At 60.7% G+C, this 16582-nt stretch carries 17 protein-coding genes and 1 tRNA gene; all 18 read right to left on the reverse strand.

The window, feature by feature from the left end; genetic code table 11:
• Positions 1-5: 5 nt before the first annotated feature.
• Positions 6-1490, reverse strand: a complete 1485-nt coding sequence (locus DFR40_RS06500) for an NADH-quinone oxidoreductase subunit M (RefSeq protein WP_121457672.1) — start codon at positions 1488-1490, stop codon at positions 6-8.
• A gap of 32 nt (positions 1491-1522) precedes the next feature.
• Entirely contained in the window at positions 1523-3544 is a 2022-nt protein-coding gene (nuoL, locus tag DFR40_RS06505; protein ID WP_121457673.1) for an NADH-quinone oxidoreductase subunit L, read from the reverse strand.
• Complete coding sequence (gene nuoK / locus DFR40_RS06510) at positions 3544-3855, reverse strand: NADH-quinone oxidoreductase subunit NuoK (RefSeq protein ID WP_028994591.1); 312 nt, start codon at positions 3853-3855, stop codon at positions 3544-3546. Before nuoK ends, nuoL begins: the two co-directional genes overlap by 1 nt.
• A 12-nt stretch (positions 3856-3867) precedes the next feature.
• Positions 3868-4464 (reverse strand): NADH-quinone oxidoreductase subunit J, encoded by a 597-nt coding sequence (locus tag DFR40_RS06515; RefSeq protein ID WP_121457674.1) that lies wholly within the window; start codon positions 4462-4464, stop codon positions 3868-3870.
• Between the two features lie 12 nt (positions 4465-4476).
• On the reverse strand, positions 4477-4965 hold the full coding sequence (gene nuoI, locus DFR40_RS06520) for an NADH-quinone oxidoreductase subunit NuoI (RefSeq protein ID WP_121457675.1): 489 nt from the start codon (positions 4963-4965) through the stop codon (positions 4477-4479).
• Between the two features lie 10 nt (positions 4966-4975).
• Positions 4976-6025 (reverse strand): NADH-quinone oxidoreductase subunit NuoH, encoded by a 1050-nt coding sequence (gene nuoH / locus DFR40_RS06525; protein ID WP_121457676.1) that lies wholly within the window; start codon positions 6023-6025, stop codon positions 4976-4978.
• Positions 6026-8359 (reverse strand): NADH-quinone oxidoreductase subunit NuoG, encoded by a 2334-nt coding sequence (nuoG, locus tag DFR40_RS06530; RefSeq protein ID WP_121457677.1) that lies wholly within the window; start codon positions 8357-8359, stop codon positions 6026-6028.
• Positions 8360-8403: 44 nt separating this feature from the next.
• Positions 8404-9732, reverse strand: a complete 1329-nt coding sequence (gene nuoF / locus DFR40_RS06535; RefSeq protein ID WP_245985621.1) for an NADH-quinone oxidoreductase subunit NuoF — start codon at positions 9730-9732, stop codon at positions 8404-8406.
• Positions 9732-10205, reverse strand: a complete 474-nt coding sequence (gene nuoE, locus DFR40_RS06540; protein ID WP_121457678.1) for an NADH-quinone oxidoreductase subunit NuoE — start codon at positions 10203-10205, stop codon at positions 9732-9734. Before nuoE ends, nuoF begins: the two co-directional genes overlap by 1 nt.
• Positions 10205-11458 (reverse strand): NADH-quinone oxidoreductase subunit D, encoded by a 1254-nt coding sequence (locus tag DFR40_RS06545; protein WP_121457679.1) that lies wholly within the window; start codon positions 11456-11458, stop codon positions 10205-10207. The genes nuoE and DFR40_RS06545 overlap by 1 nt, the downstream gene beginning before the upstream one ends.
• Positions 11451-12056 (reverse strand): NADH-quinone oxidoreductase subunit C, encoded by a 606-nt coding sequence (locus DFR40_RS06550; protein ID WP_121457680.1) that lies wholly within the window; start codon positions 12054-12056, stop codon positions 11451-11453. Before DFR40_RS06550 ends, DFR40_RS06545 begins: the two co-directional genes overlap by 8 nt.
• A gap of 18 nt (positions 12057-12074) precedes the next feature.
• Positions 12075-12551, reverse strand: coding sequence for a NuoB/complex I 20 kDa subunit family protein (locus DFR40_RS06555; RefSeq protein ID WP_121457681.1), 477 nt, complete (start codon positions 12549-12551; stop codon positions 12075-12077).
• Positions 12552-12560: 9 nt separating this feature from the next.
• Positions 12561-12935 carry an NADH-quinone oxidoreductase subunit A gene (gene ndhC, locus DFR40_RS06560; protein ID WP_076094849.1) on the reverse strand — a complete coding sequence of 125 codons (375 nt, stop codon included), beginning with the start codon at positions 12933-12935 and terminating at the stop codon, positions 12561-12563.
• A gap of 64 nt (positions 12936-12999) precedes the next feature.
• Positions 13000-13084 (reverse strand) — tRNA-Leu (locus DFR40_RS06565).
• Positions 13085-13136: 52 nt separating this feature from the next.
• Complete coding sequence (gene secG, locus DFR40_RS06570) at positions 13137-13508, reverse strand: preprotein translocase subunit SecG (RefSeq protein ID WP_121457682.1); 372 nt, start codon at positions 13506-13508, stop codon at positions 13137-13139.
• Positions 13509-13520: 12 nt separating this feature from the next.
• Complete coding sequence (gene tpiA, locus DFR40_RS06575; protein WP_121457683.1) at positions 13521-14270, reverse strand: triose-phosphate isomerase; 750 nt, start codon at positions 14268-14270, stop codon at positions 13521-13523.
• Between the two features lie 75 nt (positions 14271-14345).
• Positions 14346-15701, reverse strand: coding sequence for a phosphoglucosamine mutase (glmM, locus tag DFR40_RS06580; protein ID WP_121457684.1), 1356 nt, complete (start codon positions 15699-15701; stop codon positions 14346-14348).
• 22 nt (positions 15702-15723) lie between these two features.
• Positions 15724-16554 (reverse strand): dihydropteroate synthase, encoded by an 831-nt coding sequence (folP, locus tag DFR40_RS06585; protein WP_121457685.1) that lies wholly within the window; start codon positions 16552-16554, stop codon positions 15724-15726.
• Between the last annotated feature and the right edge of the window lie 28 nt (positions 16555-16582).

Consider the following 16582-nt stretch of genomic DNA (forward strand, 5'->3'; position numbering starts at 1 on the left):
ACCGTTTATTGAATCTTGCTGACGGCCACGTGACGCAGCAGGTCGTTGACCGAGGCGTGCATGACATCGGTGAAAGGCTGCGGGTGGAGGCCCATCCACAGGGTGCACAAGGCGAGAACGGCGAGAATCAGGAACTCGCGGCCATTGACGTCGCTCAGTTCCTCGACGTGCTTGTTGGCGACGTCGCCGAAGATCACCCGCTTGTACATCCACAGCGAGTAGGCGGCCCCGAGGATCAGCGACGTCGCGGCCAGGAAGGCGACCCAGAAATTGAACTTGACGGCAGCCAGAATGACCATGAACTCGCCAACGAAACCGGAAGTGGCCGGCAGACCGGCATTGGCCATCGAGAACAGCATGAACAGCGCTGCGAACTTCGGCATCGTGTTGACCACACCGCCGTAGTCGGCAATCTGGCGGCTATGCACGCGGTCGTACATGACCCCGATGCAGAAGAACATCGCGCCGGAAACGAAACCGTGCGAGATCATCTGGACCAGCGCCCCTTCGATCGCCAGCGGGCTGAACATGAAGAAGCCCAGCGTCACGAACCCCATGTGTGCGATCGACGAATAGGCAACCAGTTTTTTCATGTCAGCCTGGACCAGGGCAACAAAACCGATATAGACGACGGCGATCAGCGACAGCGCGATGACCAGACCAGCCAGTTCCTGGGCAGCATCGGGCACGATCGGCAGCGAGAAGCGCAGGAAACCGTAGGCGCCAAGCTTGAGGCCGATGGCGGCAAGAACGATCGAACCGCCGGTCGGCGCTTCGACGTGGGCATCCGGCAACCAGGTGTGCACCGGCCACATCGGCACCTTCACCGCAAAAGCGATGAGGAAAGCCAGGAAAATCCAGATCTGCGGTCCCAGTTCGATCGGAAGCTTGTGCCAGTCGAGGATCGAGAAACTTCCCCCCGACTGGAAGAAGAGGTACATCTGGGCGACCAGAAAGAGCAGCGAACCGAACAGCGTGTAGAGGAAGAACTTGAACGCCGCGTACACGCGGTTGGCGCCGCCCCACACGCCGATGATCAGGTAAAGGGGAATCAGCGAAGCTTCGAAGAAGACATAGAACAGGATGCCATCGAGCGAGCTGAAGATGCCGTTCATCAAGCCCGACATGATCAGGAAGGCCGCCATGTACTGGGCAACCTTGTTCTGGATCACTTCCCAGCCGGCCGCCACGACGATGATCGTGATGAAGGCATTGAGCAGGACGAAGAGCATCGAAATGCCGTCGACCCCAAGGTGGTAGTTGATGTTGAAGCGGGGGATCCAGCCATGCAGTTCGACGAACTGCATGCCGCCATGGGTAACGTCGAAGCCCGTCCACAACGGGATGGTGACGAGGAAACCGAGGACCGCACCGATCAGGGCGAGCATCCTGGCCAGGGGCGCATTGCGGTCGCCACCGGTCAGCAGGACGATGCCGCCTGCGACGATGGGAACCCAGATGGCGAGAGATAGCAGCGGGTAATTAGACATGTTATTCCTTGCTTTTCTGCGAGCTATTCAGGCTATGCGCGGTTGATCCACAAGGTCATCAGGACCAGCAGGCCGATGATCATCGTGAAGGCGTAGTGATAAACGTAACCGGTCTGGAACATGCGGCTGACTGTAGCCACCCAGCCGACCAGCCTGGCCGAGCCATTGACGATCAGGCCGTCGATGATCCCGATGTCACCGCCTCGCCACAGCGCCTTGCCAAGGACACGGGCTCCGCCGGCGAAAACGAATTCGTTGATCTTGTCGAAGTAGTACTTGTTCTCGAGCAGCGTGTTGACCGCGGCAAAGCGTCGCTGGATGGCGGCCGGGATGTCCGGACGCTTCATGTAGAAGAACCAGGACAACACCACACCGGCGAGCGCCAGGTAGAACGGCGGCGTCGAGAATGCGTGCAGGCCCATCGCGGCAGCGCCATGGAAGTGCTCGAGGAAGTGCGACAGCGCCGGATGCGCAGCGGCATCGACATGGATGACCCCCTTGAAGTAATCGCCTGCCACCATCGGACCGATACCGATGTAACCGATGATTACCGAGGGGATGGCCAGCAACACCAGCGGCAGGGTGACCACCCATGGCGTTTCGTGCGGCTTCTGACCCGGTGCCAGCCCATGATGGTGGTCGCCGTGGTCATCATCATGGTGTGCGTCGTGACCGTGATCGTCCTTGCCAAAACGCTCCTCACCATGGAACACTAGGAAATACATCCGGAAGGAATAGAAGGCGGTGACGAAAACGCCGGCCAGTACGGCAAAATAAGCGAAACCGGCGCCCGGGATGCTGGAGAACTTGACGGCCTCGATGATCGAATCCTTGGAATAGAAGCCAGCCAGGAAAGGCGTGCCGATCAGGGCCAGCGAACCGATCAGGGAAGTGATCCAGGTGATCGGCATGTACTTGCGCAGACCACCCATGTTGCGGATGTCCTGATCATGATGCATGCCGATGATCACCGAGCCGGCTGCGAGGAACAGCAACGCCTTGAAGAAGGCGTGCGTCATCAGGTGGAAGATCGCCACCGAATAGGCCGACGCACCGAGCGCAACGGTCATGTAGCCGAGTTGCGACAGCGTCGAGTAGGCGACGACGCGCTTGATGTCGTTCTGGATGATGCCGAGGAAACCCATGAACAGGGCCGTGATCGCGCCGATGACGATGACGAAGGACAGCGCGGTCGTCGACAATTCGAACAGTGGCGACATCCGCGAGACCATGAAGATGCCGGCGGTAACCATGGTCGCGGCGTGAATTAGCGCCGAGATCGGGGTCGGACCTTCCATCGAGTCGGGCAGCCAGACATGTAACGGGACCTGGGCCGACTTGCCCATGGCACCGATGAACAGGCAGATGCAGGTAACCGTCATCAGCGACCATTGCTGATCGCCCCAGAGGTTGATCGTTGCGCTGGCAAACCCGGGCGCCTTCTCGAAGACGGTGGCGTAATCGAGCGAACCGAAGTGGGCCAGCACCAGACCAATGCCAAGGATGAAGCCGAAGTCGCCGACGCGATTGACCAGGAAGGCCTTCATGTTGGCGAAAATCGCCGTCGGCCGCGTGTACCAGAAGCCGATCAGCAGGTAGGAGACCAGGCCGACCGCTTCCCAACCGAAGAACAGTTGCATGAAGTTGTTGGCCATCACCAGCATCAGCATCGAGAAGGTGAACAGCGAGATGTAGCTGAAGAAACGGTTGTAGCCGGGATCTTCTTGCATGTAGCCGATCGTGTAGATGTGCACCATCAGCGAGACGAAGGTGACGACCAGCATCATCGTCGCAGTCAGCGTATCGATCAGGAAACCGACTTCAAAGATGTAGTCGCCGGAAGTCATCCAGGTGTAGACCGTTCCGTTGAAGGTGTTGCCGGCCATCACGTCCTGAAAGACCACGACCGACGCAGCGAAGGCGATGGCAACACCCGCGATCGTCGCCGTGTGGGCAAGCCAGCGCGGAATGACCCGACAGAACAGACCGGCGATCATGGCGCCGAACAGCGGCGCCAGCGGAATCAGCAGATAGAGTTTTTGCATGTCCATGATTAACCCTTCAGGCTGCCCAGGTCATCCACATGGATGCTCTTGAGGTTGCGGAACAGCACGATCAGGATGGCCAGACCGATGGCTGCCTCGGCTGCCGCGACGGCGAGGATGAAGAAGACGAAGACCTGCCCGGAGAGATCGCCGAGGAAGTGGGAAAACGCCACGAAATTCATGTTGACCGCAAGCAGCATCAGTTCGATAGCCATCAGCAGCACGATCAGGTTCTTCCGGTTGAGGAAGATGCCGACCACGGCGATCGCGAAGAGGATCGCGCCGAGGATCAGGAAGTGCGAAAGGGAAAGTGTCAGCATGGGCGCCCCGGATTAATCTTTTTCAACAGGCATCTGCAGGACGCGGATGCGATCCTTGGCCTTGACGAAAACCTGCGTGTTCGGATTCGATATCTTCGATTTCTTGACCCCGCGGAAGGTCAGAACCACGGCGGCGATCATGCCAACTAGGAGGATCACCGCGGCAAGCTCGAACGGCAGGACGTAATCGGTGACCAGTAGCGCGCCGATTTCACGGGTGTTCGATACACCTGCGGGAACCGTCGCTTCGGCGAGCGGTACCTGGAAATACTTGCTGCCAAGCACCAGCCCCATTTCAAGAACCATCAGCAGGCCGAGCACTGCACCCAGCGGCAGGTAACGCCAGAACCCCTCGCGAATGCGGTCGATATTGATGTCGAGCATCATCACGACGAACAGGAAGAGCACCATCACCGCGCCGACATAGACGACGATCAGCGCGATCGCCAGAAACTCGGCCTGCAGCATCAGCCAGATACCGCCTGTGGTGAAGAAGGCGAGCATCAGGTGCAACGCGGCATAGACCGGGTTGCGGGCGGTGATCACGCGCAGGGCGGCGAAGATCAGGATCGCCGAGAGAAAGAAAAAGACTGCGGTCTGAAAATCCATTACAGGCACCTGTCAGCGGTAGGGCGCATCGAGTGCGCGGTCTTCAGCGATCTGCTTTTCGTAGCGATCACCGTTGGCCAGCAGCATCTGCTTGGTGTAGTAGAGATCACCGCGCTTTTCGCCGTGATATTCGAAAATGCGCGTCTCGACGATGGCGTCGACCGGGCAGGCCTCCTCGCAGAAACCGCAGAAGATGCATTTGGTCAGATCGATATCGTAGCGCGTCGTCCGGCGCGAACCGTCGTCGCGCGGCTCTGCCTCGATGGTGATGGCCATGGCCGGACAGATCGCCTCGCACAATTTGCAGGCAATGCAGCGTTCCTCGCCGTTGTCGTAGCGGCGCAAGGCATGCAGGCCACGGAAACGGAAGGACTGGGGTGTCTTTTCTTCCGGATACTGGACAGTGATCTTGCGGGCGAAGAAATACTTGCCCGTCACCGACATGCCTTTCAGCAGCTCCTTGAGGAAGAGGCTGTTGAAGACTTCCTTCATCGAACCCATTCTTCTCTCCTCAATTCCAGATGTTCAGCGGGGTGATCATCCACACGCCGACGATGATGACCCAGAAGAAACACAGCGGCAGGAAGACCTTCCAGCCAAGGCGCATCAGCAGGTCGTAGCGATAGCGGGGGAAGGTGGCGCGGAACCACAGGAACAGGAAGAGCACGAAGGACATCTTCGCGAACATCCACCAGATGCCGTCGGGCAGGAAACCCACCGGCGACAGCCAGCCACCGAGGAACAGGATCGAGGTCAGTGCGGCAACCAGGATCATGTTGGCGTACTCGGCCAGGAAGAACAGCGCGAAGGCCATGCCCGAATACTCGACGTGGAAGCCGGCAACGATTTCCGACTCGCCCTCGGCGATGTCAAAGGGCGCACGGTTCAGTTCTGCCGTCCCGGAAATCAGGTACACCAGGAACATCGGCAGCAGCGGCAGCCAGTTCCAAGACAGGAAGCCGAGCCCCATGTCGGCAAACATGCCCTTGTTCTGGCCGTTGACGATTTCGACGAAATTCAGGCTGCCTGCGATCATCAGCACGGTGATCAGGGCGAAACCCATGGCGATTTCGTAGGAGACCATCTGCGCCGCCGAGCGCATCGCCCCGAGGAAGGCGTATTTGGAGTTCGACGCCCAACCGGAGAGGATCACGCCATAAACGCCCATCGAGGTGATCGCCAGGATGTAGAGCAGACTGGCATCGATGTTGGCCAGCACCAGCGTGTCAGTGAAAGGCACGACCGCCCAGGCTGCCAGCGCCGGTGCGATGGCCAGCATCGGGGCAATGATGAAAACCGCCTTGCTTGAACCGCTGGGGACAATGATTTCCTTGAGCAACAGCTTCAGGCCATCGGCAATCGGCTGGATCAGGCCCAAAGGCCCAACCCTGTTCGGCCCGATGCGCTGCTGCATGAAACCGATCACCTTGCGCTCGAAATAGGTCAGGTAGGCAACGCCAAGCATCAGCGGTGCGACGATCAGCACGATCTTGAGCAGGGTCCAGACGGCGATCCAGGCGCCGCCGAAAATCCCTTGTCCGAAATTCATCACTGCGTCCATTTATGCACGCTCCACGGTGATCTCGCCGAACATCTCGCCGAGTTGGGCGGTGGTCGGATGGGCAGCGGCGACGCGTACGCAGTCGGCCGGCACGTTATCGTCCTGTTGCACGTCGAGCACGGCAACACCATCGCCCTGGCGCACACGGGCCTGACCGCCGGCCGCGAGGCCGAGCGCTGCCAGCGTGCCGGCACTGGCGCGCAGTGCCGGCGGACGCGCATCCGCCGTCTGCTGCAGCGCAGGCGCACGTCGGGCCATCGGATCGGCAAAGTGAATCGGCACATCGGCAATGCGCTGCAAACCCGCTGCCGGCTGTGCCGGCATGGCCAGCACCAGACCGCCAAGGTCATTGCTCAGGCCGCTTGCGAATTCACCGGACTGCCCAAGCACTGCGTCGCGGATTTCTTCGCTCGACTGATAGTCGAAGCCTGCAAAATTGAGGACATTGCCGAGCACACGCAGGATCTTCCAGGCCGGACGGGTTTCGCCACGCGCCTTGACGACGCCGTTGAAGGATTGAATGCGCCCCTCGGTGCTGACGAAAGTCCCCGAAGTCTCGGTATAAGGCGCGATCGGCAGCATCACGTCAGCATATTCGAGCGCCGGATCGTGCTTGAATGCCGACATGTAGACAACCAGCGCCGCCTGTTTCAGGGCTGCCAGCGCCTGTTGCGGATTGGCACAATCGAATTCCGGCTCAACCCCCATCAGGACATAAGCCTTGCGCGGCTGGGCGAACATCTGGCGAGCGTTGGCCCCATTCGGCAAAGCCCAGGCCAGATGGGCGCCGACGGTGTTGGCGCCCTCACCCAGGAAGCCGACGCTGGCACCGGTCAAACGGCCAAGCTCGAGTGCCAGCAGGTGCAACTGGGTTGCATCGGCAGACTGGGTGGCGACGTTGCCAAGGAATACTGCGCGCTTTTCGCCAGCCAGCAAGCTTGTCGCGATACGCTGGGCTGTCTCGCAGACGGCGACCGCCTCCAGTCCGTCCGGCACGGCCAGCCCCTTGGCCAAAGCCGCAGCCTTGACCACGCCCGCCAGCGCGAACACCAACTGCGATGGTGCGACGCTCAGGCTGGCATGCAGGTTGATCAGCTGGTCATCGGCCGTCACCGAAAGCATGCTCACCTTGGTGAATTTCTTGGCGGCCTGGCGCAGGCGCTGGGCGATCAGCGGATGATCCTTGCGCAGGAAGGAACCGACGACCAACGCAGCATCGAGATCCTTGATATCGGCCAAGCGCATGCCCAGCCACGGCGTGCCGGCGCGCTTGAAATCGGTGCCGAAATCAGCCTGGCGGGGACGGAAGTCCACATTGCCGCTGCCCAGGCCCTTCATCACCTTGCCCAGCAGATAAAGTTCCTCGACCGTCGAAGATTGTGCAGCCAGCGCAGCGACAGCATCACCGCCGTGCTCGCGGGCGACATCCTTGAGACCATGGGCGACGTAATCGAGCGCGACATTCCACTCGACCTCACGCCATTCGCCGCCCTGCTTGACCATCGGCCTGGTCAGGCGAGCCTCGGAATTGAGCGCCTGGTAAGCGAAACGTTCCTTGTCGGAAATCCAGCATTCGTTCACTGCCTCGTTTTCCCGGGGCAGTACGCGCATCACGTTGTCGTGCTTGACCTGGACGACCAGATTGGCCCCCACCGAATCATGCGGGCTGACCGATTTGCGCCGCTGCAACTCCCAAGAACGGGCGGTGTAGCGGAAAGGCTTCGAGGTCAACGCGCCGACCGGGCACAGGTCGATCATATTTCCGGACAATTCGGAGTCGACCGTGCGACCGACGAAAGTCATGATTTCGGAGTGCATGTTGCGGTTCGCCATGCCGAGTTCCATGACCCCGGCGATCTCCTGGCCGAAGCGCACGCAACGGGTGCAGTGGATGCAACGGCTCATCTCCTGCATCGAGATCAGCGGACCTACGTCCTTGTGGAAAACAACATGCTTTTCCTCGGTATAACGGCTCTTCATCGGGCCGTAGCCAACCGACATGTCCTGCAACTGGCACTCGCCGCCCTGATCGCAGACCGGACAGTCGAGCGGGTGATTGATCAGGAGGAACTCCATCACACCCTTCTGGGCCTTGACCGCCAGATCGGAGTGCGTAAACACCTTCATCCCGTTGGTCACCGGCGTCGCACAGGCAGGCAACGGTTTCGGCGCCTTTTCGACCTGGACGAGACACATCCGGCAGTTGGCGGCGATGGACAATTTCTTGTGGTAGCAGAAGTGCGGGATGTAGACGCCCAACTGTTGCGCGGCATCCATCACCGTGCTGCCGTCGGGCACTTGCGCTTTCTTGCCGTCGATTTCGATTTCTAGCATGTCGCTACCTTGTAGCCAGTTTTCTTAACTAATCTGCAACCGTGTCAGGCCGGAATCTTGTGGAAACCGCTACCGGCCCACTGAACATCCTTCGGGACCAGACAGGTCTTGTGATCGATGTGATGCTCGAATTCACCCCGGAAGTGCTTGATGAAGCTCTGCACCGGGAAGGCCGCAGCATCGCCGAGCGCACAGATGGTCCGGCCGGCGATATTGCCGAGCACGCTGTTGAGCAGATCGAGATCCTCGGGCTTGCCCAGGCCGTTTTCGATGCGATGCACCACCTTGTACATCCAGGCAGTCCCCTCGCGGCAGGGCGTGCATTGTCCGCAGGACTCTTCGTGATAGAAGAAGGATAGACGCTCGAGCGCCTTGACCATGCAGACGGTTTCGTCCATCACGATGACGGCGCCGGAACCCAGCATCGACCCTGCCTTGCTGATCGAGTCGTAATCCATGGTGCAATCCATGATCACGTCGGCCGGCAGAACGGGCGCCGACGAACCACCGGGAATCACCGCCTTGAGCTTGCGACCGCCACGCATGCCGCCGCACATTTCAAGCAGTTGGGCAAAGGAGGTACCAAGCGGAATCTCGTAGTTGCCCGGACGATTGACGTGGCCGGACACCGAGAACAGCTTGGTGCCGCCGTTGTTCGGCTTGCCCAGGTTGAGGAACTCCTCGCCACCCATCTTCAGGATGAAGGGGATCGAGGCGAAGGTTTCGGTGTTGTTGATCGTCGTCGGTTTGCCATAGAGGCCGAACGAAGCCGGGAAAGGCGGCTTGAAGCGCGGCTGCCCCTTCTTGCCTTCGATCGATTCGAGCAAGGCGGTTTCTTCGCCACAGATATAGGCGCCGTAACCATGATGTGCGAACAATTCGAAACCGAACGAAGTTCCCAGGATGTTCTGACCAAGGAAACCGGCGGCACGGGCTTCGTCGAGAGCTTCCTCGAAGCGTTTGTAGATTTCCCAGATTTCGCCGTGCACATAGTTGTAACCGCGACTGGCCCCCATCGCAAAACCGGCGATGATCATCCCTTCGATGACCGCATGCGGGTTGTAGCGCATGATGTCGCGATCCTTGAAGGTTCCCGGCTCGCCTTCGTCGGTATTGCAGACGACGTACTTGTCGCCGGGGAAGGAGCGCGGCATGAACGACCACTTGAGCCCGGTCGGGAAACCGGCCCCGCCGCGACCGCGCAGCACCGACTTCTTGACTTCGCCGATGACGTCTTCCTGGGTCAGGCCGGTCTGCAGGATGCGCTTGAGCTGCTCGTAGCCGCCGCGAGCGACATAATCCTTGAGACGCCAGCCATCGTCACCATTCAGGCCGGCCATCAGGACCGGATTGATTGCCCCCATCATGGCCATTATTTGCACTCCTCGAGGAGCTTGTCGATCTGTTCCGGATGCATGTGGCTGCACATCGAGCGGTTATTGACGATGAATACCGGCGCATCGCCGCAGGCGCCCATGCATTCGCCTTCCTTGAGCGTGAACTTGCCGTCGGCTGTCGTCTCGTTGTAGCCGATGCCCAGCTTCTGCTGCAGGTACTCGCCGGCGTGATAGCCACCGGACAGCGCGCACGGCAGGTTGGTGCAGACCGTGATCTTGTACTTGCCGAGCGGCTTGAGGTCGTACATGTTGTAGAAGGAAGCCACCTCGTAAGCCGCGATCGGCGGCATGCCGAGATAGTTGGCCACGGCCTCGATCGCCTCAGCCGGCAACCAGCCCTTTTCCTCCTGGGCATGCGCCAGGCAGGCCATGACGGCCGACTGCTTCTGATCCGCAGGGTACTTGGCGACCTCGCGGGCGAACTTGTCTAGGGTTTCGGAGGAGAACATCAGCGGTCAATCTCGCCAAAAACGATATCCTGGGAGCCGATGATCGTGACGACATCGGCCAGCATGTGACCATTGGCCATTTCATCCATCGCGGCCAGATGAGCGAAGCCGGGGGCCCGGATCTTCATTCGGTACGGCTTGTTGGCCCCATCGGAGACGAAGTAGATACCGAACTCGCCCTTGGGATGCTCGATCGCCGCATAAGCCTCGCCCGGCGGCACGTGTATGCCTTCGGTGAACAGCTTGAAGTGGTGGATCAGTTCTTCCATGTTCGATTTCATCGCCTCGCGGTTCGGCGGCGCCACCTTGTGATTATCGGTGATGACCGGCCCCGGATTGGCACGCAGCCAGGCGATGCACTGCTTGATGATGCGGTTCGACTGGAGCATTTCCTCCATCCGCACCAGGTAGCGGTCATAGCTGTCGCCATTGACCCCAACCGGCACATCGAAGTCGACCTTGTCGTAGGCTGCGTAGGGCTGCTTCTTGCGCAGATCCCAGGCAATTCCCGAGCCGCGCAACATCGCGCCGGTGAAGCCGAGTTGCATGGCCCGCTCCGGACTGACGATGCCGACATGAACCAGACGCTGCTTCCAGATCCGGTTGTCGGTCAGCAGCGTGTGGTATTCGGCATGGTATTTCGGGAAACGCTCGGTGAAATCTTCGAGGAAATCGAGCAGCGAGCCGCTGCGATTGTCGTTGAGTTCCTTGGCCTTCTTGGCGCTGGTCCAGGTGGACTCGCGGTACTGCGGCATCCGGTCAGGCAGGTCGCGATAGACGCCACCGGGACGGTAGTAGGCCGCATGCAGGCGCGCGCCGCAGACTGCCTCGTAGGCGTCCATCAGATCCTCGCGTTCGCGGAAGGTGTACAGCGCCATGGTCATCGCGCCGACGTCGAGGGCGTGACAGCCGATCCACAACAAGTGATTGAGGATGCGGGTGACTTCGTCAAACATCGTGCGGATGTACTTGCCACGCTCCGGCACTTCGAGTTGCAGGAGTTTTTCCACACCAAGACAGTAGGCGTGCTCGTTGCACATCGTCGACACGTAGTCGAGGCGATCCATGTACGGCACCGACTGGACCCAGGTCCGGGTTTCGGCAAGCTTTTCGGTCGCCCGGTGCAGCAGGCCGATGTGCGGGTCGGCGCGCTGGACGACTTCGCCGTCCATTTCCAGCACCAGGCGCAGAACGCCGTGGGCCGCCGGATGCTGCGGACCGAAGTTGAGGGTGTAATTGCGAATATCAGCCATGAGCCGGGTCCCCGTAGGTATCTTCGCGGACGATGCGCGGCGTGTTTTCACGCGGTTCGATGGTAACGGGCTGATAGACCACCCGTCCTTGATCCGGGTCGTAGCGCATCTCGACATGCCCGGAAATCGGGAAATCCTTGCGGAAAGGATGGCCGATGAAACCGTAGTCGGTGAGGATGCGGCGCAGGTCTTCATGCCCAATGAAAGCGATGCCATAGAGATCGAAGGCTTCGCGTTCGAACCAGTTGGCACTGGTCCATAGCGACGTCACAGAATCGACCGCAGGGAACTCGTCGCTGTCGGCAAAAACGCGGACGCGCAGGCGAACGTTGTGGGCAATCGACAGAAGATGCACGACGGCGGCAAAACGTTTGCCCTGCCATGCGCCATCGCCGTAAGTGGAATAATCGACGCCACAGAGGTCGATCAACTCCTCGAAGGAAAAATCGACCTCGTCACGCAGCGACTGCATCAACGAAAAGTAATCGGCCGCGGCGACTTCCACGGTCAACTCGCCCAGGGCAAGCTTTTTCGACAGCAGCTTGTCCCCGAAACGATCCTGCAATTTTTGGCTAAGCGTTTCCAGCTTGGCAGACATAGGGATCAGCCTCGAAAGTTAGCGGGCAATGGTGTTGGTGCGGCGGATCTTGTTCTGCAGCTGAATGATCCCGTAGAGCAGCGCCTCGGCCGTCGGCGGACAGCCCGGGACGTAGATATCGACCGGAACGATGCGATCACAGCCGCGCACGACGGAATACGAATAGTGGTAGTAGCCGCCGCCGTTGGCACAGGAGCCCATGGAGATGACCCAGCGCGGTTCCGCCATCTGGTCGTACACCTTGCGCAAAGCCGGCGCCATCTTGTTGGTCAGCGTTCCGGCAACGATCATCACATCGGACTGGCGCGGACTCGGGCGAAAGACGACACCGAAACGATCGAGGTCGTAACGCGAACAGCCGGCATGGATCATTTCGACCGCACAGCAGGCCAGACCAAAAGTCATCGGCCACATCGAGCCGGTGCGCATGTAGTTGATGAGCTTGTCAGCCGTGGTGGTGACAAAGCCCTCCTGAAGAATTCCCTCGATTGCCATTTAACGCCCTCATTCCCACTCGAGCGCACCCTTGGCCCAGGCGTAGATGTCGCCCAGCGCAAGAATGCCCATGAAGATCAACATTTCGACAAAACCGAAGACCTTGAGCGAATCGATGGCCACCATGTCCGAGAAGACGGTCGCCCACGGCACGAGGAAGGCGATTTCGAGATCGAACAGGATGAAAAGGATCGCAACCAGGTAATAGCGCACATCGAATTTCATGCGCGCATCTTCAAAAGCCTCGAAGCCACATTCATAGGGCGAGAGCTTTTCAGGGTCCGGGCGACGCGGAGCGAGCATGAAGCCCATTGCAACCGGCAGGACGCCGACAGCAACCCCCACGAGCACGAACATCAGGATCGGAAAGTAAGCTTCCATAATCCGCCGCCAAGTTGTCAGTTTTTTATACGGGCAGTCGGATTGCGACGAGCAGCCCAGTTATTTTTGGTGCCGACGGCGAGACTCGAACTCGCACAGCTTGCGCCACTACCCCCTCAAGATAGCGTGTCTACCAATTTCACCACGTCGGCACTTCTTTTGACCCACCCGGCGAGGGATTCATGCCGGGCCGGCCGCCTTGCGTTACTTAGGTACGTCTTGCGCCTTGGAACCCGCACCAGCCGGAACATTCGACGCCTCGCCACCAGCCTGAACGGCCGGCGAAACAGGCTGAGATTGTACCGAATCCTGCATCAGACTGCCAGACGTTTTTGGCTTTTCCGACGCAATGTAGGCCAGCGAGAGACTGGTCGCAAAGAAGACGGCAGCAAGAATTCCGGTCGTCCGACTGAGGAAGTTGGCGGAACCGGAGGCACCAAAAAGACTGCCCGAGGCACCGCTACCGAAAGCCGCCCCCATGTCCGCCCCCTTGCCGTGCTGCATCAGCACAAGACCAATGATGGCCAGCGCCACCAGGATATGGACCGTCAAAACCACGGAAAACAACCAGTTCATTTTGTATGCCTATCAGTTTGCGGCGCGACAAATCGCCAAAAAATCATCTGCTACGAGCGCAGCTCCACCGATCAAACCACCATCGATATCCGGCTGCCCAAACAACTCCTCCGCATTCTGCGGCTTGACGCTGCCACCGTACAGAATACGCACTCCCTCGGCCACCGCGGCATCACCAGCACCGACAAAACCACGAATCGCCGCATGCACCGCCTGCGCCTGCACCGGGGTCGCAGTCACGCCAGTGCCAATCGCCCAGACCGGCTCATAAGCCAGCAAAGCAGCAGCCATCGCCTTGACACTAACCCGCTCGAATACCGCACGCAACTGGCGAAAAACCACCGTCTCGGTCAGCCCCGCTTCGCGCTCGGCCAAGGTTTCGCCGACGCACAACACCGGGACCAGCCCGGCCGCCAAGGCCGCTTCGAACTTGGCGGCGACCAGCGCATCCGACTCACCATACAGGGTACGCCGCTCGGAATGCCCAAGCAGGACGTAGCGGCAACCAAAATCGCGGAGCATCGCCAGCGACACCTCGCCGGTGAACGCGCCCTGCTGCTGCTCGCTGGCATTCTGGGCCCCGAGACCGATCTCCGACCCAGCCAGCAATTGCTGCAGCTGGGCTAGATAAGGAAACGGCGGACAGACGAAGACATCGCACGCCACTTCGCCGATACCGTCGCGCAGACGCCCGACCAGCCCGGCATTGAAGTCGAGACTGCCGTGCATCTTCCAGTTTCCGGCGACGAGCTTGCGACGCATGAGCGCGATGATTCCGAAGGAAAAACCGAAGGATTATAGCCAGCGCGGCAAGCCGAGGTCAATGCTCGAGCGGCTTCAAGCAGCAACCGCAGCACGAACCGCGGCAGCGATTTCCTCGGCTGCAGCGGCGACTTCGGCCGCATCACCACCTTCGACCATCACCCGCAGCAACGGCTCGGTGCCCGATGGACGTAGCAGCACCCGACCACGCCCGAGCAGGCGCGCCTCGACCGCCTCGCGGGCCGCCTGGATCGCCGGGCAGTCCTGCCAGACAAAGCCCTTGGCCACCGGAACGTTGATCAGCTTCTGCGGGTAGAGCACCAGGGCTCCAAGCAGCGTACGCAGGTCACAAGCCGCCTCACGCATCGCCGCCAGCACCTGCAGACCGGCAATGATGCCGTCGCCAGTCGAGTGCCGATCCAGCGCCAGGATATGACCGGAATTTTCGCCGCCAAACAGCCAGCCATTCCGGTGCAGCATCTCGACCACATAACGGTCACCGACCGCAGCCCGGGCGAAAGGAATTTTCAGGTCGGCGAGGGCGTGTTCAAGCGCCAGATTGCTCATCAAGGTCCCGACCACGCCCTGGACCGGCGCCTTGCGCGCCCGGCTGCGGACGATCGCCAGCAGCAACTGGTCACCGTCGTAGAGATTACCGGCGGCATCGACCATCTGAATGCGATCGGCATCGCCATCGAGAGCGATGCCGAGATCGGCGCGCTGCGCCAGCACCGCATCGCGCAACGCCAGCGGCGCGGTGGCGCCGACTGCGTCGTTGATGTTCAGCCCGTTCGGCTGGACGCCGATGCTGACCACCTCGGCTCCGAGTTCGTGGAAGACATCCGGGGCAATGTGATAGGCCGCGCCGTGGGCGCAATCGACGACGATCTTCAGGCCGCGCAGGTCGAGTTCGTTGGGGAAGGTACTCTTGCAGAATTCGATGTAGCGCCCGCGCGCATCGTCAATGCGCCGCGCCCGCCCGAGCTCTGCCGACCCGACGCAGACGATCTCGCGATCGATACCAGCCTCGATCTCCTGCTCAACCTCGTCCGGCAACTTGGTGCCCTGCGCCGAGAAGAACTTGATTCCGTTATCGTAATAGGGGTTGTGCGAGGCCGAGATGACGATTCCGGCCTGCAGGCGCAGCGCCCGGGTCAGGTAGGCAATCGCCGGCGTCGGCATCGGCCCGACCAGGCAGACATCGACGCCGGCCGCGGAGAAGCCGGCCTCCAGGGCCGATTCGAGCATGTAGCCGGAAACCCGGGTGTCCTTTCCGATCAGCACGCTGGGCCGTTCGCCGGCCGGCATCGTGTTGCGCTGCAAAAGCACCTTGCCGGCCGAATAGCCAAGACGCATGACGAATTCCGGGGTGATCGGCGATTGACCGACCCGGCCGCGCACGCCATCGGTGCCGAAATATTTTCTACTCATTTCACTCTCCCTGATATGCCGCTCATTTTGCGTCTTCGATCGCCGCCCACACGGCCAGTGCATCCCGGGTCTCGGCAACGTCGTGCACGCGCAGGATGGCAGCACCGCGCTGGGCCGCCAGCAACGCCGCGGCGACGCTCGCCGCCTGCCTGGCCTCGACCGGACGGCCGGTGATCTGACCGAGCATCGTCTTGCGCGAGACACCGACCAGCAGCGGCAGCCCGGACCAGACTTTTGCGGTCAACCCGCGAAAAAGGGCCAAATTGTGCGCCAGCGTCTTGCCAAAACCGAATCCCGGATCGAGGACGATGCGCTCGCGCGCAATACCCGCCGCCTGGCATCGCTCAACCGCTGCCGCCAGCCAACCGGCAACCTCGCCAACGACGTCGCCATAAACCGGCGCCTGCTGCATGTCGCGCGGCCGCCCCTGCATGTGCATGAGACACAGACCGCAGTCGCTGTCGGCGACGGCCGCCAGCGATTCCGCCGAGGCCAGGCCGGCGATGTCGTTGATCATGCTCGCACCGGCCGCCAGCGCCGCCCGCATCACCGCCGGCTTGTAGGTGTCGACCGAGACCGGCACCCCCCAGGTGGTGATTTCGGCAAGCACCGGCAACAGGCGCCGCAGCTCTTCGTCCTCCGGCGTCGGCTGGGCGCCGGGTCGGGTCGATTCGGCGCCGATGTCGAGGATGTCGGCACCGGCCGCCAACTGTCGCCGGGCATGCGCGATGGCAGCAACGATATCGCCGCCGCGCCCGTCACCCGAAAACGAGTCGGGCGTCAGGTTGACGATGCCCATGACCAGCGGACGCTCGGTCGACAGGCGAAATTTTCCACATTGAATGCTTTGCATATGAAAAAAGCCGGGAGAGAACTCCCGG

Source organism: Azonexus fungiphilus, from assembly GCF_003634965.1.
GTDB classification, from domain to species: Bacteria; Pseudomonadota; Gammaproteobacteria; order Burkholderiales; family Rhodocyclaceae; genus Azonexus; species Azonexus fungiphilus.